The sequence below is a fragment of the Pantoea sp. X-Soil-YNGN-844 genome (assembly GCF_059730595.1).
Genome location: NZ_AP036007.1, coordinates 3004669 through 3025110 on the forward strand (window position 1 = coordinate 3004669; position 20442 = coordinate 3025110).

General features: G+C 57.6%; 18 protein-coding genes. 5 read left to right on the forward strand and 13 right to left on the reverse strand.

Annotation, left to right across the window (positions count from 1 at the left end):
• Window positions 1-4: 4 nt before the first annotated feature.
• The 7 genes from AC6I8C_RS13915 to AC6I8C_RS13945 all read right to left on the reverse strand — a co-directional run bounded on the left by AC6I8C_RS13915 (window position 5) and on the right by AC6I8C_RS13945 (window position 6070).
• Entirely contained in the window at window positions 5-988 is a 984-nt protein-coding gene (locus AC6I8C_RS13915) for an ABC transporter ATP-binding protein (protein ID WP_497822823.1), read from the reverse strand.
• Window positions 985-1800: an ABC transporter permease gene (locus tag AC6I8C_RS13920; protein ID WP_497822824.1), complete on the reverse strand. Its 816-nt coding sequence runs from the start codon at window positions 1798-1800 to the stop codon at window positions 985-987. Before AC6I8C_RS13920 ends, AC6I8C_RS13915 begins: the two co-directional genes overlap by 4 nt.
• A complete protein-coding gene (locus tag AC6I8C_RS13925) occupies window positions 1797-2672 on the reverse strand; it encodes an ABC transporter permease (protein WP_497822825.1) in 876 nt (291 codons plus the stop codon). The genes AC6I8C_RS13920 and AC6I8C_RS13925 overlap by 4 nt, the downstream gene beginning before the upstream one ends.
• The gene (locus AC6I8C_RS13930) at window positions 2672-3694 is read right to left on the reverse strand and encodes an ABC transporter substrate-binding protein (protein ID WP_497822826.1); all 1023 of its coding nucleotides are present in this window, start codon (window positions 3692-3694) and stop codon (window positions 2672-2674) included. Before AC6I8C_RS13930 ends, AC6I8C_RS13925 begins: the two co-directional genes overlap by 1 nt.
• Window positions 3678-4700, reverse strand: coding sequence for a LacI family DNA-binding transcriptional regulator (locus tag AC6I8C_RS13935; RefSeq protein WP_497822827.1), 1023 nt, complete (start codon window positions 4698-4700; stop codon window positions 3678-3680). Before AC6I8C_RS13935 ends, AC6I8C_RS13930 begins: the two co-directional genes overlap by 17 nt.
• Window positions 4701-4824: 124 nt before the next feature.
• Window positions 4825-5433 carry a DsrE family protein gene (locus AC6I8C_RS13940; RefSeq protein WP_033733500.1) on the reverse strand — a complete coding sequence of 203 codons (609 nt, stop codon included), beginning with the start codon at window positions 5431-5433 and terminating at the stop codon, window positions 4825-4827.
• Between the two features lie 31 nt (window positions 5434-5464).
• Window positions 5465-6070: a DsrE family protein gene (locus AC6I8C_RS13945; RefSeq protein WP_497822828.1), complete on the reverse strand. Its 606-nt coding sequence runs from the start codon at window positions 6068-6070 to the stop codon at window positions 5465-5467.
• Window positions 6071-6828: 758 nt separating this feature from the next.
• Here AC6I8C_RS13945 and bepA point away from each other — a divergent pair.
• A complete protein-coding gene (gene bepA / locus AC6I8C_RS13950; protein ID WP_497822829.1) occupies window positions 6829-8292 on the forward strand; it encodes a beta-barrel assembly-enhancing protease in 1464 nt (487 codons plus the stop codon).
• Between the two features lie 44 nt (window positions 8293-8336).
• The gene (arsC, locus tag AC6I8C_RS13955) at window positions 8337-8678 is read left to right on the forward strand and encodes an arsenate reductase (glutaredoxin) (protein ID WP_497822830.1); all 342 of its coding nucleotides are present in this window, start codon (window positions 8337-8339) and stop codon (window positions 8676-8678) included.
• Here the strand turns inward: arsC and hda are convergent.
• The 3 genes from hda to upp form a co-directional block, all read right to left on the reverse strand.
• Window positions 8675-9376, reverse strand: coding sequence for a DnaA inactivator Hda (gene hda, locus AC6I8C_RS13960; protein ID WP_195719715.1), 702 nt, complete (start codon window positions 9374-9376; stop codon window positions 8675-8677). The two genes, arsC and hda, sit on opposite strands and share 4 nt — an antisense overlap.
• A 108-nt stretch (window positions 9377-9484) precedes the next feature.
• Window positions 9485-10768 carry a uracil permease gene (gene uraA, locus AC6I8C_RS13965; protein ID WP_497823345.1) on the reverse strand — a complete coding sequence of 428 codons (1284 nt, stop codon included), beginning with the start codon at window positions 10766-10768 and terminating at the stop codon, window positions 9485-9487.
• A gap of 145 nt (window positions 10769-10913) precedes the next feature.
• Window positions 10914-11540: a uracil phosphoribosyltransferase gene (gene upp, locus AC6I8C_RS13970; protein WP_009088774.1), complete on the reverse strand. Its 627-nt coding sequence runs from the start codon at window positions 11538-11540 to the stop codon at window positions 10914-10916.
• 229 nt (window positions 11541-11769) lie between these two features.
• Between upp and purM the strand changes: the two genes are divergently transcribed.
• Both purM and purN read left to right on the forward strand, forming a co-directional pair.
• A complete protein-coding gene (purM, locus tag AC6I8C_RS13975; protein WP_497822831.1) occupies window positions 11770-12810 on the forward strand; it encodes a phosphoribosylformylglycinamidine cyclo-ligase in 1041 nt (346 codons plus the stop codon).
• Window positions 12807-13445, forward strand: a complete 639-nt coding sequence (gene purN / locus AC6I8C_RS13980) for a phosphoribosylglycinamide formyltransferase (RefSeq protein ID WP_497822832.1) — start codon at window positions 12807-12809, stop codon at window positions 13443-13445. Before purM ends, purN begins: the two co-directional genes overlap by 4 nt.
• A 285-nt stretch (window positions 13446-13730) precedes the next feature.
• On the opposite strand, the gene pstB is transcribed toward purN, so the two are convergent.
• From pstB to AC6I8C_RS13995, 3 genes are read right to left on the reverse strand one after another with little or no spacing between them, the layout of a single operon-like run.
• Window positions 13731-14498, reverse strand: a complete 768-nt coding sequence (pstB, locus tag AC6I8C_RS13985) for a phosphate ABC transporter ATP-binding protein PstB (RefSeq protein ID WP_497822833.1) — start codon at window positions 14496-14498, stop codon at window positions 13731-13733.
• Between the two features lie 12 nt (window positions 14499-14510).
• The gene (pstA, locus tag AC6I8C_RS13990) at window positions 14511-16145 is read right to left on the reverse strand and encodes a phosphate ABC transporter permease PstA (protein ID WP_497822834.1); all 1635 of its coding nucleotides are present in this window, start codon (window positions 16143-16145) and stop codon (window positions 14511-14513) included.
• Window positions 16142-18229 (reverse strand): ABC transporter permease subunit, encoded by a 2088-nt coding sequence (locus AC6I8C_RS13995; RefSeq protein WP_497822835.1) that lies wholly within the window; start codon window positions 18227-18229, stop codon window positions 16142-16144. The genes pstA and AC6I8C_RS13995 overlap by 4 nt, the downstream gene beginning before the upstream one ends.
• 150 nt (window positions 18230-18379) lie before the next feature.
• Here AC6I8C_RS13995 and ppk1 point away from each other — a divergent pair, with 150 nt between their 5' ends.
• Window positions 18380-20440 (forward strand): polyphosphate kinase 1, encoded by a 2061-nt coding sequence (ppk1, locus tag AC6I8C_RS14000; protein WP_033733510.1) that lies wholly within the window; start codon window positions 18380-18382, stop codon window positions 20438-20440.
• Window positions 20441-20442 lie beyond the last annotated feature (2 nt).

A 20442-nucleotide genomic window follows, 5' to 3' on the forward strand; every position in this document is an offset into this window, starting at 1 on the left:
CTCCTTAGCAACTGAATTCCAGCGCGGCCTGACTGGTCAGCGACCAGCTGATGCGCTGCCCGGCCTGCCAGATTTCGCGCGCATGACGCTCTACCTGAATGGGGCTATCCAGTCCGATATCGATCAGTAAGCGCTGCGAAGCGCCGAGGAAGGTACTGCCCACCACTACGCCGCGCTGGGGATAGCGCGTGTCGTCGGCCAGCAGCACTTCTTCCGGGCGGCAAAAACGCAGGGGCTGACCATGGGAATCGTGCGCAATACAGTTAATGGCACCCACAAAGTCGGCCACAAAACGGGAGGCCGGGCGCTGATAGATGCCCTGCGGCGTATCGAGCTGCACCAGACGGCCCTGCTCCATCACCGCGATACGATCGCCCAGCGCCATCGCCTCCTGCTGATCGTGCGTGACGTAAACGGCAGTGATCGCCAGCCGTTTGAGCAGTGCGCCGATCTCCAGCCGCAGTCGATCGCGCAGCCTGGCATCAAGCGCCGCCAGCGGCTCATCAAACAGCAGCACTTTAGGCCGGGCGGCCAGCGCGCGAGCCAGTGCCACCCGCTGCTTCTGCCCGCCGGACAATTTATCTATCGCGCGATGTGACAGATGCGTCAGATCCACCAGCGCCAGCATCTCTGCCACCTGCGCCTCACGTTCGGCTCGCGGCACGCCCTGCACCTTCAGGCCATAGGCGACGTTCTGCGCCACGTTGAGCGTCGGGAACAGCGCGTAGTTCTGGAACACCATGCCAACGCTGCGTTTCTCAATCGGCAGCGCGGTAACGTTCCGCTGATCAAACCAGACTTCCCCTGGCGCATCGCTGCTTTCCAGACCGCTGATGATACGCAACAGTGTGGTTTTTCCGCAGCCGGATGGCCCCAGCAGCACCAGCGTTTCTCCGGCGTGGACCCGCAGATCGAGCGGATGCAGCGCGACCTGCTGATTGAAGCGACGCGAGCAGTGGCGCAGCGTCACGTTGACGGCCTCTTTCATAGAGTTTCCTCTCTCTGCTGCCGCGCTGATTGCCGTTCCAGCCAGTGATTACAGGCGTTGAGCAATAGCAGCAGCGGTAAAATCATCATGATAAAAATCAGGGTGTAGGCGGATCCGACTTCCAGCCGCATCGAGGTGTAGCTGTCGGCCAGCCCGACCGGCAGGGTTTTGGTCAGGGGCGTGTGCAGCATCCAGGTGATGTTGAACTCCCCTACCGACAGCGTAATCACCATAAACGCACCCGCCAGAATGCCATTGCGACAGTTCGGGACGACCACGGTAAAAAAGCGACGCCAGAAGCCCGCCCCCAGGCTGGCGGCGGCCTCTTCCAGACGCGGCAGATCAATCGCCTGCATTACCGACAGCACCGGTCGGATCATAAAGGGCAGCGTAAAGAGCACATGGCCGATCAGGATGAAGAGCCAGCTGTCGCGCAGTCCGCTGAACTGACCATAAAGCAGAATGATACCCAGCGCGGTGGCGAGACCCGGCAACGCAACCGGCAGCATCAGGCACTCCTCAATGCGTGATGCCCAGCGTGACGGTGACTTCAGTAAGCCCCAGGCGGCGGGCACACCCACGATGACCGTCACCGCCAGACAACTCAGGGCGATCAGCAGCGACAGCCAGAAGGTGTCGGCATACATCTGCCACACCTGCTCTACCCACTTCAGCGTCAGGCCGCTGCGCAGACCCGCGAAGTAGTTCTGCGTGACGCCCGCCAGCATTGAGAGCACCACCGGCACGATCATAAACAGCGCGGTGAGGCTGGTGATCGCCACCTGCAGCCAGAACAGACCCCGGCGCTTCATGATGAACGCTCCTTCCGGCACGCAAGCCCATTAGCCAGCATCAGCGCCAGCCAGGCCACTGCCCCCATCACCACGGAGAGTGCCGCCGCAGTGGCAAAGTTGGCGTAATTAGTGAACTCGCCGTAAATGGTCAGTGGCAGCACGGCCAGCTCTGTGCCCAGGGTAAAGGCGGTGCCAAACGCGCCCATGCTGGTAGCGAAACAGAGCGCGCCACAGGAGAGCAGCGCCGGTTTCAGCCCCGGAATGATCACGTCGATGATGATGCGCCACTGGCTGGCCCCCAGCGAACGGGCCGCCTCCTCCAGCGATCGATCCAGCTTCTCGCTCGCCGCCACCAGCGTCACGATGGCGCGCGGCAGCGAAAAATAGAGATAGCCAATGAATAAGCCGCTGAGCGAATAGGCGAAAACCCAGCGCTCATGAAACAGGCTGAGGCTGAGTTGTGCCAGCACACCCTGGCGCCCCGCTAGCATCACCATCAGAAATCCCACCACCACGCCCGGAAAAGCCAGCGGAAAGGTCAGCAGCGCCAGCAGCGTGCCGCGCCCGGTAAAGCGCTGCCGCGCCAGAAAGCAGCCGACTACCGCCGCAATCAGCAGCGTCACCAGCGTGACCGCCGCCGAGAGCAGCACGGTGTTCAGCAGGCTTTGCAGATACTGCGGCTGGCTGATCACCGTCCAGTAACCGCTGTGGTGCGTGGTGCGATCCTCCGTCATGCCGATCTGCAACAGACGGGCAAACGGCAGCAGCCAGAAGGCCGCGAAGAAGAGCAGCGCAGGCAGCAGCATCCACGGCCAGTTCGCCCCCAGCGGCCGGAGCCGCTGGCGAACCGGCCCGCCAGCGGCAGAGGGAGTGATAGCTGACAGTGACATCAGCGAATCTCACTCAGATAGCGGGCGGAGAAGCCCTTCTGCGCATCGGCCATCTGCTGATAATCGACCGTGTGGGCGCGCGCATAATCGCTGTCAGGCAGGAAATATTTTTTCGCCTCGGGTGACATCGCTCCCGCCCGCACCGGACGCAGCCAGGCATTGGCCCAGATAGCCTGACCGGCATCTGACAGCACGAAATCAATCACTTTCTTACCGTTGGCCGGATGCGGCGCATTCTTCACCAGGCTGATGACGTACGGCACTGTGACTGTTCCCTCGCCTGGGATCACAAACTCAACGTTGGCGTGATCTTTGTAGCGGGCGCGATAGGCGTTGAAGTCATAGTCGATCAGAATCGGGATTTCGCCCGAAATCAGCCGCGCATAGGCGGTCTGCTTAGGCACAATTGGCTGATTGCGCTGCAGCGCCTTAAACCAGTTTATCGCCGGGGTGAAGTCATGCAGGCTGCCGCCTTTGGCCTGATTCACTGCCACCGCTGCGACATAGCCCACAAAGGCGCTGGCCGGATCGAGATAGCCCACCATGCCTTTATATTCCGGCTTCAGCAGATCATCCCAGGCGCGCGGCACCGGCGCGCCACCCAGTGCATCAACATTAACCATAAAGCCCATGGTCCCGGAGTGCAGCGCCACCCACTTGCCATTGGGATCTTTCATGCCTGCCGGGATCTCATCCCAGTTAGCCGGTTTATAAGCGCTGACCACGTCGGCACTGACGGCCTGAATACCAAAGCTGACGCCATAATAGACCACGTCGGCGACCGGATTGTTTTTCTCCGCCACCAGTTGCGCCAGTGCCTGACCTGAGTTTTTATTATCCTGCGGCACATGGATGCCGGTCGCTTTTTCAATCGCCTGAAGCTGGGTGGCCCAGTCGGCCCACTCTGGCGGGCAGTTATAGCAGATCGCATTTTCCGCCGCCTGCGCCCACGAACTGGTAAGCGAGCATCCGGCCAGCAGCGCAGCGCTGGCGACCTGTCTGATATTAAGGTTGAGTGACATGATGTTTCCCTGAAATAGAACCATGAAATGCCGGGGCGATACTCTCCCCGAGCCGTAAATGATGGGCTAGCAAGTGGGTTTTGCCGCCCGGATTCAGAAGCAGATCGATGGCGCGCGTGCCCATTAGCGCAATCGGCTGCACCACGCTGGCCAGTGACGGTGAAAGCTGTTCACCCAGCTCGATGCCGTCGAAGCCGATGACTGACAATTGATTCGGTACGCTGACACCGGCACGCGCAGCAGCCCCCAGCAGGCTGATAGCCAGCAGATCGTTACTGCAAATCACGGCGGTCAGCGGCGAAGGGGCCTTCATCAGGGGCAGCAGCAGCCGGAAGTCGGACTGAATATGGCTGGGCATCTCAATCATTGCCCGCGGCTGGAGACCGGCCTGCTGCATCGCCTCGCAGTAGCCGAGGTAGCGCAGACGCGCACGGTCAGATTGCTGCATAGGTCCAGCAGCCATCACGATGTGGCGGTGGCCGAGAGTGATAAGATGGGCAGTCGCTTCTGCCATCGCTTTACGGTTGTCGACGCACAGCGCGGGCCAGTCGTGCTGTTGCGGCACGTTGTGGGTCAGCACGAAGGGCATCTTTGTTGCCGCCAGCGTCGGCAGCAGCGCACTGTGGTCGGCGTCTGCCACCGTCAGAACCAGACCGGCGACACGCTGGTGCAGCATATGTTCGACAATGGCTGCTTCCCGCTCTGCCTGATAATCACTGGTTGCCACCAGCAGCGCATACCCAGCCTGACGGGCCTGCTGCTCCATCGCCTGCAGTTGCAGGGCAAAAACCGGATTAAGCAGCGAAGGCAGCAGTACGCCAAGCGTGGTGGAGTGTTGAGTGCGGAGCTGACGGGCAATATGATTCGGGCGAAAACCGATCTGTTCCGAGGCGGCAAGCACCTTTTGCAGCGTGCCCGGTTTCAGCAGATGAGGATCAGAGAAGGCGCGCGCGGCGGTTGCGCGGGAGACCCCTGCCAGTCGGGCTACGCTGATTAAATCTGTCATCACTGCCTCGTTTATCGTCGATGAGATCGATCTCATTGCGACGTAAACTAGCGGCGTTATATGACAGGCGCATCACGGTAACATGACCGGCAGGTGACAGCGGCAGTGACGCCGCTGCGGGGAATTAAAGCATCAGGAAGGCGTAACCGCTGTTTTCCAGCGTGGCAACGGTGGTGCCGCTGGAGATAGTGTGGGTGACCATCGGGTCGATCCAGTTGCGATCGAGCTGATGAAACGCCACGGACTGATCACAGATAGTGACCTGAACGCCCGCTTTTTTCAGTTCGCTGATCAGCTTCAGGTTCGGGTTATCCACGCCGTAGGCTTTGCTGAACTGGTCATTATTCAGCGCTGACGACACCGCGTCGCCGTTGATCGACACCACAAATTTCAGCTGGTCGAGTGGCACACCCGCCGCATAATAGAGGTTGGTGACACGCGCCACACGCTCCAGGCCCAGATTCGGCTTACGAATATCGCCGTCATTGTGGTTAATCTGGAAAACAATTTTATTACTCAGACCCGCTGTGGTGCCGGGTTTAAATGCCGGCGTATCGACATAATGTATTTTGCCGTAGCCTTCAATCGCAGGCGTACTCCAGAAATCAGCAGGCTCAGATTTATTATCTGCCATTTTTCCGCTGACCTTATCGAATAATTCCGGCAACTGTAAAACATTGCCGCCAATAAATCCTGCTACGGCTGCCATCACTACTAACGCTGCTGGACGCATTCACTCTTCTCCCGGTCGTTTAAAACATCAATTACATTGCCAGCCACGCGTACCCCTGGTTTTGCAGAGTGGACACGGTGGTTGGACTGGAAAGCGCATGGATGACTGATTTATCAATCCAGTTATTCGGATAGTGATGGAATGCCACGGACTGATCGCAGACCGAGACTTTCACTCCCGCCTGATTCAGCTCATTAATCAGCTTCAGGTTTGGATTTTCGATGCCATAAAACTGTTTGAAATGGGCGTTATCCAGCATGGCAGGCGTTGCGTCACCGGTGACCGAAACCACAAACTTCAGCTGGTCGGCCGGCACGCCAGAGGCGATATACAAATTCACCACGCGCGCCACACGCTCCAGTCCCAGATTCGGTGCGGTCATCGCGCCGTCGCTGCGGGTAATCTGGAAAACGATTTTGTTGCTCAGGCCCGCCACCGGTTTAAACGCAGCGTCAGGCTCGTAATGAATTTTGCCGTAACCTTCAATCGCCGGGGTACTCCAGAATCCAGGCGCTTCCTGTGGCTCGGTTGCAAAATGACGTGTCACTTTGTCGTAAATCTCGCCACTCTGTGTGACAGCCGCGCCAACGACGCCGCCAATAATGGCGATTAACGCGTATGAAACCACTGAACGCATAACACTTCTCTCCGGCAAATAAATAATGTCTGTCAGATTCAGGGCTGAATCAGGTCGGCTATCTATACCACAGCGCAGGTTTAATTCTCTCTTCTGTAAATTCAGGTCAACGCGCCATTGGTAACCACTGAAATTATTCACTCAGAGAATTAATCGAAGATTTTCATCATGCAGAAAAAAGGGTCTTAGCCGCAGTGGATCTGACTATCACGAATTTAATCTCTTCCTGTTAAGTTGATGCGAGAAAATAACAGCCAGGCTTAGCTGGAATCAGGAAGAGTGTTGCAAGTAATACAATTTAATTTATCAATGGTGCAGAAACATTTTGCGGCTCAGCGCGGGCTGTTTTTTCAGAGTAGACCTGGAAAAACGCGTGCCATATTCAGTTTTTCTGATTGAATTTACATAACTTTAAAAAAAGAACGATTAGGGTTCCGGATATCTGCCAGCAGATTCTGCTTTATTCAGTCGAAGCACGACGGAAATGAACAGATAAGAGGCAAATTAGCGGCTCAGGACACCGGTAAAACCTCGCCGGATTTACCTCGTTTAACTGTGGTTTAAGTTGGCGGGATGTTCAGTTTTTTTCGTCAAAATCTGCGATCTTGCACAAATTACGCCAGGCACTGGCCAGAAAACGACATTTCTTTCTTTTGATGCTCTGGTTAAGATAGTCCCGAACCGCCGTTATCTGCGAAAAATGGAACATTCCCGCTGCGCACCTGTCCATTTTCAGGGCCTCTCTACAGGATTAAGGCATGTTGAACCGGTTAAAGAAAACGCTGATCGCCGCGCTCCTCCCGACGCTCATTTTCACCACTCTGACACCGGCCCATGCCGATGTCAGTGATTCACTTCCCGATATTGGCACCACGGCCGGTTCGACGCTGTCGATTAATCAGGAACTGCAGATGGGCGACTTCTATGTGCGCCAGCTGCGTGCCAGTGCGCCGCTGATCAACGATCCGCTGCTTAATCAGTATATTAATCAGCTGGGGCAGCGGCTGGTCTCGCATGCTGACTCCGTCAAAACCCCGTTCCACTTCTTTCTGATTCAGAACGATGAGCTCAACGCTTTTGCCTTCTTCGGTGGCAACGTGGTGCTGCACTCCGCGCTGTTCCGCTTTACCGAAAACGAAAGTCAGCTGGCATCCGTGATGGCGCATGAAATTTCACACGTCACCCAGCGCCATCTGGCGCGCGCCATGGAAGATCAGAAGCGTAATGCCCCACTCACCTGGGTCGGTGCGCTGGGCTCGATACTGCTGGCGATGGCGAGTCCGCAGGCGGGTATGGCCGCACTGACCGGCACCCTGGCGGGTACGCAGCAGGGGATTATCAGCTTTACGCAGGGCAATGAGCAGGAGGCTGACCGCATCGGCATTCAGGTGCTGCAGCGCGCCGGTTTCGATCCCCAGGCGATGCCGAACTTTCTGCAGAAGCTGGCCGATCAGAGCCGCTTCTCCTCCAGGCCACCTGAAATTCTGCTGACGCACCCCCTGCCCGACAGTCGTCTGGCGGATGCCCGCAACCGTGCTAACCAGATGCGCCCGGTCGTCGTGCAGTCCACTGAAGATTTTTACCTGGCGAAGGTACGTGCGCTGGGAATGTACGCCACCGGGCGTAATCAGCTTACCGATGAACTGCTGAGTCAGTATGCCAGCGGCAATGCCCGTGAACAGCTGGCGTCACAATATGGCAAAGCCATACAGTTTTTACAGGCGAAGAGCTATGCCGATGCGAAGCGCATTATGACGCCACTGCTGGCGAAACAGCCTAATAATGTCTGGTTCCTGGATATCATGTCGGACATCGACATCGGCCTGAACCAGCCACAACAGGCTATCGCCCTGCTCACCGCCGCAACCGGTGCCAAAAACAGCCCGGTGGTGCAGCTCAACCTGGCGAACGCCTACGTGGAAGCGAAGCAGTATGCCAGTGCCAGCCGTATTCTGAACCGCTATACCTGGGCCAATAAAGACGATCCCAACGGCTGGGATTTACTGGCACAGGCTTCTGCACAGCAGGGACTGAATGATGAAGAGTTATCTGCGCGTGCAGAGAGCCTGGCGCTGAATGGCCAGCTTGATCAGGCCATCACCGCATTAGGCAGCGCCAGCGCACAGGTGCCACTCGGCAGCCTGAAGCAGGCGCGCTACGATGCCCGTATCGATCAGCTGCGCCAGTTACAACAGCGCTTTAAACAGTATCAGAAAGGCTAAGCATTCATGCCGCTGACACGTCGTGAACAGAAGGAGAGTCTGAAATGGTGACGATTTACCACAACCCGCGCTGCAGCAAGAGCCGCGAAACGCTGGCGCTACTGAACGCCTGCGGGATTGAGCCGGAGGTAGTGCTCTATCTGCAGACGCCGCCCGATCGCGAGATGCTTCAAATCCTGCTACAAAAACTGGGGATGCAGAGTGCACGAGAGTTGATGCGTACCAAAGAGGCGATCTACAGCGAGCTGGCACTCGGCGACAAAAACGAAAGTGCGCTGCTGGATGCGCTGGTCGAAAATCCGGTGCTGATTGAAAGGCCGATTGTGATCAATGGCGAAAAGGCGCGGATCGGACGTCCGCCAGAAGCGGTGCTCGACATTGTTTAAAGGCCGAGCGTCTCTTTAACGAAGGGAATGGTGAGTTTACGCTGTGCGCTGATCGAGGCGCGATCAAGCCGATCCAGCGTATCAAACAGCGTGCGCATTTCCCGATCCAGTCGCTTCAGCAGGAAGCGACCCACATCTTCCGGCAGCTCAAAACCACGTAACCCGGCACGCAGTTGCAGCGCCTGCAGTTTGTCTTCATCGGAGAGCGGCTGCAGGCGATAGATTTGCCCCCAGTCCAGCCGCGAGGCGAGATCGGGCAGCTGCAGATTCAGCTGACGTGGCGGACGATCGCCGGTAATAAACAGGCGCGTATTGCCGGTTTCCAGAATGCGATTATAGAGATCGAAGATCGCCATCTCCCACTCCGGTTCGCCTGCAATGCACTCGATGTTATCGATGCAGACCAGTGACAGCTGCTCCATCCCTTCCAGTACTTCCGGAACAAACCAGGTGCGTTTATCCAGCGGAACGTACCCGACCGCTTCGCTGCGCGCGGACATTTCAGCGCACGCGGCGTGCAGCAGATGGCTCCGCCCACCGCCTTCGCGTGACCAGAAGTAGAGATAGCTGCCATGTTGTTGGTTGAGAGCGCCTTTGAGTGCGGCAATCAGCGACGGGTTTTCCCCCGGCCAGAAGCTGGAGAAGGTTTCATCGTCAGGTAAATAGAGTGGCAATGACAATTGTGCCGGCGTGTTCAGAAGCACCTCAGCAAGAGAACAAGCAAAAAATCGGGGGAAGTCTAACACAGTTTTCAGAAAGAGATGAATGGGGCGTCCCTGCCCCGGATCCTGTCAGGCGCGCTGCGATCAATGTTCGCGCGGTTCTTCAGCCTCCAGCACCACTTCTTCCGGACGCAACAGCGAGATCACGCGGAAGAGCAGCGCCAGGCCAACACCCACGATCGTCGCCAGTGCCATGCCTTTCAGCTCTGCCGCGCCGATATGTACCTTCGCCCCGCTGACGCCGATGATCAGAATCACCGAGGTCAGGATCAGATTCTGCGCTTTGTTGTAATCGACTTTGGATTCGATCAACACGCGGATACCGGATGCGCCAATCACGCCATACAGCAGCAGCGACACGCCGCCCATCACCGGCACCGGGATCGCCTGGATCACCGCCGCCAGTTTGCCGACGCAGGAGAGCAGAATCGCCAGAATCGCCGCACCGCCAATCACCCAGGTGCTATAGACGCGGGTAATCGCCATCACGCCGATGTTTTCACCGTAGGTCGTATTCGGCGTCGAACCAAAGAAGCCAGAAATAACGGTGGATAAGCCGTTGGCGAACATCGAACGATGCAGGCCAGGGTCGCGAATCAGATCTTTCTTCACGATGTTGGCCGTAACCACCAGATGACCGATATGCTCGGCAATCACCACCAGCGCCGCAGGCAGAATCGTCAGCATTGCCACCCACTCGAAACGCGGTGTATAGAAGGTTGGCAGGGCAAACCACGGGGCTTTCACCACGCCACTCCAGTCAACGATGCCCATAAAGGCAGAGAGCAGATAGCCTGCCACCACACCGACCAGAATCGGGATAATCGCCAGGAAGCCACGGAACAGTACCGAACCGAAGACCGTTACCGCCAGCGTGACCAGCGAAATCAGCACGGTTTTGCTATCGGGCGCACTGCCTTCAGCGGGCAGCAGGCCAGCCATATTGGCGGCGACACCCGCCAGCTCCAGACCGATGACGGCGACAATCGCGCCCATGGCCGCCGGGGGGAACATCACGTCGAGCCAGCCGGTGCCCGCGCGTTTCACAATCAGCGCCACGATACAGAACAGCACGCCGCACAGGATAAATCCGCCCAGCGCGACCTCGTAACCCAGTGGCAGTAACAGCAGCACCGGCGAGATAAAGGCAAAACTGGAACCGAGATAGGCGGGGATTTTGCCTTTACAGATAAAGAGATAAATCAGTGTGCCGACGCCGTTAAACAACAGCACCGTCGCCGGGTTGATGTGGAACAGAATCGGTACCAGTACCGTGGCACCAAACATGGCAAACAGGTGTTGCAGGCTGAGTGGAATGGTTTGCAGTAACGGCGGCCGTTCACTGACGCCAATGGCGCGACGAGTCATCATTTATCCCCTTATGTTTTGTATCCCCGTGGGTTCGCGCCTCTGGCACAGCAGCAGGCAAGCCGGTGCGCCTTGCGACAGAGCGAATCCGTTCAGGGCATTATTTTTGTCAAAAAAAAGCCGACTCTCTGGTCGGCTGTGCGATTTATTTGGTTCCGAAAATCTTGTCCCCGGCATCGCCGAGCCCGGGAATGATGTAACCCTTTTCGTTCAGTCCCTGATCCACTGACGCGGTGTAAAGCTCGACGTCAGGATGCGCTTTCTCCAGCGCGGCAATCCCCTCTGGCGCGGCAACCAGAACCAGCACTTTGATGCTGGTGCAGCCCGCTTTCTTCAGCAGGTCGATGGTGGCAATCATCGAACCACCGGTCGCCAGCATCGGGTCGACCACCAGCGCCAGGCGCTCTTCGATGTTAGAGACCAGCTTCTGGAAATAGGGAACCGGCTCCAGCGTCTCTTCATCACGGTAAACACCCACCACGCTGATACGGGCGCTGGGAACGTGTTCGAGCACCCCTTCCATCATGCCCAGGCCGGCACGCAGAATCGGGACCACCGTGATTTTTTTGCCTTTGATCTGATCGATCTCTACCGGGCCATTCCAGCCCTCAATGGTCACGCGCTCTGTTTCCAGATCGGCGGTCGCTTCGTAGGTCAGCAGGCTGCCCACTTCAGAGGCCAGCTCGCGAAAACGCTTTGTACTGATATCATGCTCACGCATCAGGCCCAGTTTATGTTTGACCAGCGGGTGTCTGACTTCCACGATCTTCATTGGTGTTCTCCCGGAATGAGTTGAGCTAAAAAAAATCGCGGGATTATACCGCCTTTTGCACGCTGCGCCACCTGCTCTTGCGCAAAGCCGTGGGTTTTACCGGGACAAATAAAGGATTAATGAAAATCGCCCGATGCGCAATGCCGGACTCGCAAACGTTTGCCTGCACTGATAGAATTGCCGCGCTTTATTTTAAACCACCAACCGCAACTCGCGTGGGGACCTCGCAGTGACCGACAAAACCTCTCTCAGTTACAAAGACGCCGGTGTTGATATTGATGCTGGTAACGCTCTGGTTGACCGTATTAAAGGCGTAGTGAAAAAGACGCGTCGCCCGGAAGTGATGGGTGGACTGGGCGGTTTTGGTGCGCTTTGCGCGCTGCCGCAAAAATACCGTGAACCCGTGCTGGTCTCCGGCACCGATGGCGTGGGCACCAAGCTGCGTCTGGCGATGGATCTCAAACGTCACGATGCCATTGGTGTTGACCTGGTCGCGATGTGCGTCAATGACCTGGTGGTTCAGGGCGCCGAGCCGCTCTTCTTCCTCGACTACTACGCCACCGGCAAACTGGATGTGGATACCGCCTCTGCGGTGATCACCGGCATCGCCGAAGGGTGTCTGCAGTCAGGTTGTGCGCTGGTGGGCGGTGAAACCGCTGAGATGCCAGGCATGTATCACGGCGAAGATTACGACGTGGCCGGTTTCTGTGTCGGCGTGGTGGAAAAGTCAGAAATTATCGACGGCAGCAAGGTGCAGGATGGCGACGTACTGATCGCCCTCGGCTCCAGCGGCCCACACTCCAACGGCTATTCGCTGGTGCGTAAGATTCTGGAAGTCAGCAATACCGATCCGCTGGCTGAACAGCTGGAAGGTAAACCGCTGGCCGATCATCTGCTGGAACCGACCCGCATCTACGTGAAAAATATCCTGAGCCTGATTGAGCAGGTCGATGTGCACGCTATCGCGCACCTGACCGGCGGCGGCTTCTGGGAAAATATCCCGCGCGTCCTGCCCGAAAACACCCAGGCTGTCATCGACGAGAAGAGCTGGCAGTGGCCGGCGGTCTTCAGCTGGTTACAGCAGGCGGGCAACGTCAGCCGTTTCGAGATGTATCGTACCTTTAACTGTGGCGTCGGCATGATCATCGCACTGAGCCCGGCAGACGCAGACAACGCCATTGCGCTGATGCAGGCCGCAGGCGAGAAAGCCTGGAAGCTCGGCGTGATTAAAGCGTCAGATGCTGAAGAGCGTGTGGTCATCAACGGATGAAAAAGCTGGTTGTACTGATTTCCGGCAACGGAAGTAACCTTCAGTCCATCCTTGACGCCTGTGAAAGCGGGCGGATTCACGGCAGCGTCGCTGCCGTGTTCAGCAACCGTGCCGCCGCGTATGGCCTGACGCGGGCGCAGGAGGCGGGGATCCCCGCCCACGCGCTTGCCGCCAGCGATTTCGCTGACCGCGACGCCTTTGATCGCCAGCTGATCGCTGAGATTGAAGCGTACTCGCCCGACCTTGTCGTCCTGGCTGGGTATATGCGTATTCTCAGCAGCGCATTCGTGGCGCATTTTCACGATCGCCTGCTGAATATTCACCCTTCCCTGCTGCCGAAATATCCGGGTCTGCATACGCACCGTCAGGCGATGGAGAACGGCGACAGCGAACATGGTACTTCCGTGCATTTCGTGACTGACGAGCTGGATGGGGGTCCGGTGATCCTGCAGGCTAAAGTCCCGGTCTTTCCTGACGATAGCGAAGCGGAGATCACCGAGCGGGTGCAGCACCAGGAACACGCGATCTATCCGCTGGTGATCGGCTGGTTTGTTGAAGGCCGGCTATTGATGCGTGACGGTAAAGCCTGGCTGGATGGCGAAGCGCTGCCGCCACAGGGCTATGCTAACGACTGACGTTCTAAAAGCCGTGACAGGTTTTCCTACAGACGGCTGAAAAGCTTGATGCGAGGGGAGCCTGTGCCCGTAGTAAAGCATCGCGCCGCCCGGTTAAAAACGGCCGGGAGCGTTTTTGAACAACGCAAAGCGTTGGCCCGGTAACGGGCGCACATCAGGGATGAGGTGCGTAATCGCCCGCGCTGAGCATGCCAGGGATGGCGGTTTTGCGTCTTTACGAAGGGCACTGGCTCCCTGAGCCGATACTCTATTCCACACCTGACGCCCCCTGACTTTTCCCCTTTCTTAACCGTAGCGTCCCGTAATGTAATCTTCGGTCCGTCGCTGTTTCGGCGCGGTAAAGATCCGGTCGGTCTCATCAAACTCCACTAACGCGCCCTGATGCATAAACGCGGTGAAATCGGACACGCGCGAGGCCTGCTGCATGTTGTGCGTCACCAGCACCAGCGTGAAATGCTGCTTCAGCGTGGTCATCAGCTCTTCAATCACCAGCGTGGAGATCGGATCCAGCGCGGAGGTCGGCTCATCCAGCAGCAGCATTTCCGGCTCAATGGCAATGGCGCGGGCAATCACCAGCCGCTGCTGCTGTCCGGTCGAGAGCGTCAGCGCATTCTGTGACAGCTGATCTTTCACCTCACCCCACAGCGCCGCCGCACGCAGCGCACGCTCACACGCCTCGTTCAGTACCCGCCGATCGCGTACACCCTGTAATCGCAGCCCGTAAACCACATTTTCATAAATCGATTTTGGAAAAGGATTAGGTCGCTGAAACACCATGCCAACCCGACGGCGCAGCGCGGAAAGATCCTGTTCGGGGCGCAGGATCGGCTGCGATCCCAGCAACACCTCCCCCTCTACCCGGCAGTGATCAATCACGTCATTCATGCGATTAAAGCAGCGCAGCAGCGTCGACTTGCCGCAGCCCGAGGGGCCAATCAGCGCGGTAATCCTGTTTTTCGGCACCTGCAGCGAAATATCCTGCAGCGCCTGGCGCTCGCCATACCACAGCGACAGATGGTTAACGGTCAGCGCGATATCCATGTCGGACGTCATAGTCATAGCCTGTTATTGAGTCATAAGGCGATAGCGTTCACGCAGACGGTGACGCAGGCCCATCGCCAGCAGATTAAGTGACAGAATAATCAGCACCAGCAGCAGCGCGGTGGCGAACACCAGCGGCCGGTCAGCTTCAATATTCGGACTCTGAAACGCCAGATCGTAAATCTGGAAGCCCAGATGCATAAACTTGCGATCCAGATGCAGATAAGGGAACACCGCGTCGACCGGCAGTTCCGGCACCATTTTCACCACGCCCACCAGCATCAGCGGCGCGGTTTCACCTGCTGCACGCGCCACCGCCAGAATCAGGCCGGTCAGCATGGCCGGCACTGCCATTGGCAGCACCACGTTCCACAGCGTTTCCGCCTGGGTCGCGCCCAGCGCCAGCGAACCCTGCCGCAGGCTGTTGGGAATACGCGATAAGCCCTCTTCGGTCGCCACAATCACTACCGGCAGCGTCAGTAACGCCAGGGTCAGCGACGCCCAGAGTAAACCTGGCGTGCCGAAGGTGGGATTGGGCAGTGCGCTGGCAAAAAAGAGCTGATCAATCGTGCCGCCCACCAGCCAGACAAAGAAGCCCAGACCAAACACGCCATAAACAATGGAAGGAACGCCGGCCAGGTTGACTACCGCGATGCGCACCAGCCTTGTCAGCGCATTGCGTCCGGCATATTCATGCAGCCAGATAGCGGCGACGACGCCCAGCGGCATCACCACCACCGACATCAGCAGCACCATCAGCACGGTACCAAAGATCGCCGGAAACGCGCCGGATTCACTTTCGCCCCCGGCAGGTGAATCACTGACGAAACGCCACAGCTGATGCAGAAAATGTCCGGTTTTGCCGGTCAGCGTCATCGCGTTCGGCTTCCAGCTGTCGACGATTTCGGTCAGCGGAATCGCATGTTCGTTACCCTGCCCATCCCGCAGGATTAACAGATCGCGCTGACTCTGCTGTTGCAGAGAAGCCAGTGTCTCACTCAGCTGATTAAAGCGGCGCTGCAGTGCGGCCTGATTCGCCTGATATTCTGACTCTGCCTGCAAATCAAAGCGTCTGGCAGCCCGGTTTGTGGCCGCCTGCTCATCAAGCTCTTCACGCTGGCTATTGAGGCGCGCCATATCCACCCGGCGAATCTGGTTAGCCTGCCGCACCAGCATCTGTACCTGACCGAGCCGCTGATGCAGCAGCGCATCGGGATTCTGTGCAGTTAACTCTTCGTTATCTTCACGCAGGCCGACAAACCAGCCATAGGCCTGACCGTGGCTGCGCCGCTGCAGCACCATGACGTCCGGCGGCTGACTGATTGTTGCCGCTGCACGGCTGTAGACCACGCGGAAATCGGGAGCATCCCAGTCGCGGTTACCGGTTTTAATCAGATAGCGATTCACCTGACCACCGCTGTTGCCCTGCCCATCGGCCGGCGCTGGAAAGTGCCGCTGATGTTCCAGGGTTTCACCCAACAGGCGCGTTTCACCGCCTTCAGGCTGGCTGAAGGTATAGAGATCCACGCGCTGCGGCCAGAAAGCACGGACGCCCTGCCACGCCAGTAGCCCAATCAGCAGCGTGAAGGCCAGCAGGCAGACGACAACGGCACCAGCGGTTAACCAGCGCCAGCGATCGTTTTGTCGCATCGCCTTCATGCCTGCTCCTCATGCTGGCTGTAGCGCTGACGCAGCCGCTGACGGATCAGCTCGGCAACCGTGTTGATCACCAGCGTAAACAGCAGCAGCATCAGGGCGCTGAGAAACAGCACGCGATAGTGCGCACTGCCCGCTGCCGCTTCCGGCATCTCAATAGCGATGTTGGCGGACAATGCGCGAAGACCGCTGAACAGGCCACCTTCGCTTTGCGGCGTGTTCCCGGTCGCCATCAGCAAAATCATGGTTTCTCCCACGGCGCGTCCCAGACCGATCATCAGCGCGGCAAAAATCCCGGCGGAGGCGCCCGGCAGTACGACGCGGGTCAGGGTTTGCCATGGCGTTGCGCCCAGTGCCAGCGAACCCTGGCCCAGCGCCGCAGGTACGCTGAACAGCGCATCTTCAGAGAGGGTGAAGATCAGCGGCACCAGCGCAAAGCCCATCGCCAGCGCGGCCACCAGCAGATTGCGCTGCTCGTAATGGGGCAGCCAGTCGCCCGCATCCGGAATAAATAGCGTCGGCAGCCACAGCGTCAACAGCGTAACCAGCAGCAACAGCGGTAGCAGAATCAATACTTCCCGGCCCGGCTGACGCCACTGCGGCGGTAAACGCGCGCTGAATACACCACACAACAGCAGCGCGCCTGCCAGCGTCAGGGGCAGCAGCAGTACCCCCACCAGCGCCTGACCAATATGCGGCGCGAGCCAGATCCCGGCAATCAGCCCCACCACTACGCTTGGCAGCGCGCCCATCATTTCAATGGCTGGTTTAACCCAGCGCCGCAGCCCCGGTGCCATGAACCATGCGGTGTACATCGCCGCGGCCAGCGCCAGCGGCGTGGCAAACAGCAGCGCTAAACTGGCCGCTTTCAGCGTTCCCGTGACCATCGGCATCAGGCTGAACTTGGCCTGATAGCTGTCACCGGCCGCAGTGGATTGCCAGACCCAGTCGGGTCCGGGGTAGTTTTCATACCAGATTTTCTGCCAGAAATTACGCCAGGTCACATCCGGCCACGGATTATCAAGCCGCAGGGTCTGCCAGCTTCCCGCCCGCTCAATCAGCAGGCTGTCGCCATGGGGTGAAAACTGCGCCTGCACGATGCCGGGTTCAAGCTGACGCTGCAGTATCGGGCCAGTCTGCTTGCTGGCGAACAGTCGCAGCATCCCCTGTTTACTGAGCGTCGCAAACACGCGACGCTGTGATTCTGTTACCAGAATCGTCTCGCCATCGCTGTGCGCAAAGGTCCGGATACGCTGCAGGCGCGGCCCCTGATCGCTGGCGATAGCAAACCACTGGGTGACACCGCTGCGATCCTGAATCAGCAGGCTTTTTCCGCCCACCAGCAGATGCAGACTTTGTGGGGGCTGCAACAGAGTATGCGTTTCGCGCAGCAGGGCACGGTCATCGTCAAGCTGCCAGACCCGCAGCAGCGTGCCTTCGGTGGTGTAGAGCAGATCGCCGGAGGGCGAGAGCGCCAGCAGATCCAGCTGGCGTTGCGGCAGCGGGATAACCGACGCCTGACGATCGGTGCCCAGCGTCAGCACCCGCAGTCCGGCCTCAGTGAGAGCAGCGATGCGCCACTGACCCGCATGACGCGTCGCCAGCGCCATCTTTGTCACTGCGCCATCAGGCAGATGAAAGGGTTTGTCGCCCAGCGGGAAGCGCCACTGCTGGTCGGTCGCAGGCTGCATCAGCGTCAGCGCGCCCTGCATATTCAGTAGCAGCGTCTGCCCATCGGCACTCTGCACCACCTCATTGGGCGCCGGGGTCAGCGCCAGCGCCGGTTCCGCAGGCTGACCATCCAGCGGAATAAAACGTGCTGCACCGTGCGCGCTGATACGCCAGCCAGTGTTGCCCTGATTGCCTATTGCTAAAGCGGGCGTACGATCCCAGAGTTGCTGGCTGGCCGCCATTTGCAGGCCCGGCGCATTAAACAGCGGTAATACCACGCCAATCAGCCAGCAGAACAGCAGCAGCATCAGCAGCAGGATCGCGACGCCACAGCAGGTGATCAGCCGCCGCGTCAGACGATCAACGGCACGACGCTTGCGATCGCTGAATTGGACAGGAATGTGGTTTGCGCTCATGCGGTTCCGGTAGCAGGCCAAAATAAGCCGCTATGTTGCCCGTAGCCGATTGATAAGACAACTCCTGGCGTTGGACAACGCTGCCATACTCTCGCCATAATGTTGGTGGATACTGGATCTTCAGTCCTGCAACCGCTAAATGGAGTGAGAATGGGTCAGGTAAAGCTTTATATAGAAAAAGAATTAAGCTGGTTATCCTTTAATGAACGGGTTTTGCAGGAAGCAGCAGACAAAAGCAATCCACTGATTGAGCGGATGCGCTTTCTGGGCATCTACTCCAACAATCTCGACGAATTCTATAAAGTGCGTTTCGCCGACCTCAAACGCCGCATTCTGATTGGTGAAGAGCAGGGTTCCGCCAGTACGCCACGCCATCTGTTTAAGAAAATTCAGCAGCGGGTGATGAAGTCCGATCAGGAGTTCGACGCACTTTATAACGACCTGCTGCTGGAGATGGCACGTAACCAAATCTTCCTGATCAACGAACGCCAGCTGTCGCCCAACCAGCAGGCGTGGCTGCGCCACTACTTCAAACATGAACTGCGTCAGCATATCTCCCCGATTCTGATCACCCATGAAACTGACCTGACCGAATTCCTTAAAGATGATTACACCTACCTGGCGGTAGAGATTATTCGTGGTGACGATATTCGTTATGCACTGCTGGAGATCCCGTCCGATAAAGTGCCGCGCTTCATCAATTTACCGGCAGAGCCACCGCGCCGTCGCAAGCCAATGATCCTGCTGGACAACATCTTACGTTACTGCCTGGATGATATTTTCAAAGGCTTCTATGACTACGACGCGCTTAACGCCTATTCAATGAAAATGACGCGTGACGCCGAGTACGATCTGGTCACAGAGATGGAGTCGAGCCTGCTGGAACTGATGTCCTCCAGCCTGAAGCAGCGACTGACGGCGGAGCCGGTGCGGTTTGTCTATCAGCGCGACATGCCAGAGGCGATGGTTGAGCTGCTGTGCCACAAGCTCTCGATTTCCAACTTTGACTCAATACTGCCGGGCGGCCGCTACCACAACTTCAAAGACTTTATCGGCTTCCCGAACGTCGGTAAAAACAACCTGGTCAACCGCCCGCTGCCGCAGATTCGCCACATCGGTTTTGATGGCTTCCGCAACGGCTTTGATGCGATCCGCGACCGCGACGTACTGCTCTACTATCCGTACCACACCTTTGAGCACGTGCTGGAACTGCTGCGTCAGGCGTCGTTTGACCCCAGCGTGCTGGCGATCAAAATCAACATCTACCGCGTCGCTAAACACTCCCGCATCATGGATGCGATGATCCATGCCGCCTATAACGGTAAAAAGGTCACGGTGGTAGTAGAGTTGCAGGCGCGCTTCGATGAAGAAGCCAATATTTACTGGGCGAAACGCCTGACCGAAGCGGGCGTGCATGTCATTTTCTCTGCACCTGGCCTGAAGATCCACGCCAAGCTGTTCCTGATTTCACGCCGCGAAGGCGAAGAGATTGTGCGCTACGCGCATATCGGCACCGGCAACTTTAATGAGAAGACCGCGCGGCTTTATACCGACTACTCGTTACTGACCGCGGATGCACGCATCACCAATGAAGTACGCCGGGTGTTCAACTTTATTGAGAATCCTTACCGGCCCGTGACGTTCGATCACCTGATGGTGTCGCCACAGAACTCGCGCCGGATGCTGTATGAACTGATCGACACCGAAATTGCCAATGCACAGCAGAATAAGCCCTGCGGCATTACTCTGAAAATCAACAATCTGGTGGACAAAGGTCTGGTAGATCGGCTTTATACAGCCTCCAGCGTAGGGGTGAAGGTCAATCTTCTGGTGCGCGGAATGTGCTCATTAATCCCGGACCTGCCGGGGATCAGTGAAAATATTCGAGTCATCAGTATTGTTGACCGTTATCTGGAACACGATCGCGTCTATATTTTTGAGAATGGCGGCGATAAGAAGGTGTTCCTCTCCTCCGCTGATTGGATGACACGTAACATCGATTACCGCATCGAAGTGGCCGTGGCGATTCTCGATCCCCACATCCGGCAGCGCATACTCGACATTATTGCTATTCAGTTGAGTGATACGGTGAAAGCCCGCATCGTCGATAAAGAGTTGAGTAACCATTACGTCCAGCGCGGCAACCGTCGTAAAGTGCGCTCGCAGCTGGCCATCTATGATTACATCAAGAAACTGGAACAACCTGAATAAAT

Bases quoted from the DNA above. Each gene is read 5' to 3' on its own strand.
- AC6I8C_RS13945 (WP_497822828.1), bottom strand. From the start codon at position 6,070: ATGCGTTCAGTGGTTTCATACGCGTTAATCGCCATTATTGGCGGCGTC.
- AC6I8C_RS13995 (WP_497822835.1), bottom strand. From the start codon at position 18,229: ATGAGCGCAAACCACATTCCTGTCCAATTCAGCGATCGCAAGCGTCGT.
- pstA (WP_497822834.1), bottom strand. From the start codon at position 16,145: ATGAAGGCGATGCGACAAAACGATCGCTGGCGCTGGTTAACCGCTGGT.
- AC6I8C_RS13920 (WP_497822824.1), bottom strand. From the start codon at position 1,800: ATGAAGCGCCGGGGTCTGTTCTGGCTGCAGGTGGCGATCACCAGCCTC.
- uraA (WP_497823345.1), bottom strand. From the start codon at position 10,768: ATGACTCGTCGCGCCATTGGCGTCAGTGAACGGCCGCCGTTACTGCAA.
- AC6I8C_RS13930 (WP_497822826.1), bottom strand. From the start codon at position 3,694: ATGTCACTCAACCTTAATATCAGACAGGTCGCCAGCGCTGCGCTGCTG.
- AC6I8C_RS13915 (WP_497822823.1), bottom strand. From the start codon at position 988: ATGAAAGAGGCCGTCAACGTGACGCTGCGCCACTGCTCGCGTCGCTTC.
- bepA (WP_497822829.1), top strand. From the start codon at position 6,829: ATGTTGAACCGGTTAAAGAAAACGCTGATCGCCGCGCTCCTCCCGACG.
- AC6I8C_RS13940 (WP_033733500.1), bottom strand. From the start codon at position 5,433: ATGCGTCCAGCAGCGTTAGTAGTGATGGCAGCCGTAGCAGGATTTATT.
- upp (WP_009088774.1), bottom strand. From the start codon at position 11,540: ATGAAGATCGTGGAAGTCAGACACCCGCTGGTCAAACATAAACTGGGC.
- arsC (WP_497822830.1), top strand. From the start codon at position 8,337: ATGGTGACGATTTACCACAACCCGCGCTGCAGCAAGAGCCGCGAAACG.
- ppk1 (WP_033733510.1), top strand. From the start codon at position 18,380: ATGGGTCAGGTAAAGCTTTATATAGAAAAAGAATTAAGCTGGTTATCC.
- purN (WP_497822832.1), top strand. From the start codon at position 12,807: ATGAAAAAGCTGGTTGTACTGATTTCCGGCAACGGAAGTAACCTTCAG.
- pstB (WP_497822833.1), bottom strand. From the start codon at position 14,498: ATGACGTCCGACATGGATATCGCGCTGACCGTTAACCATCTGTCGCTG.
- AC6I8C_RS13935 (WP_497822827.1), bottom strand. From the start codon at position 4,700: ATGACAGATTTAATCAGCGTAGCCCGACTGGCAGGGGTCTCCCGCGCA.
- AC6I8C_RS13925 (WP_497822825.1), bottom strand. From the start codon at position 2,672: ATGTCACTGTCAGCTATCACTCCCTCTGCCGCTGGCGGGCCGGTTCGC.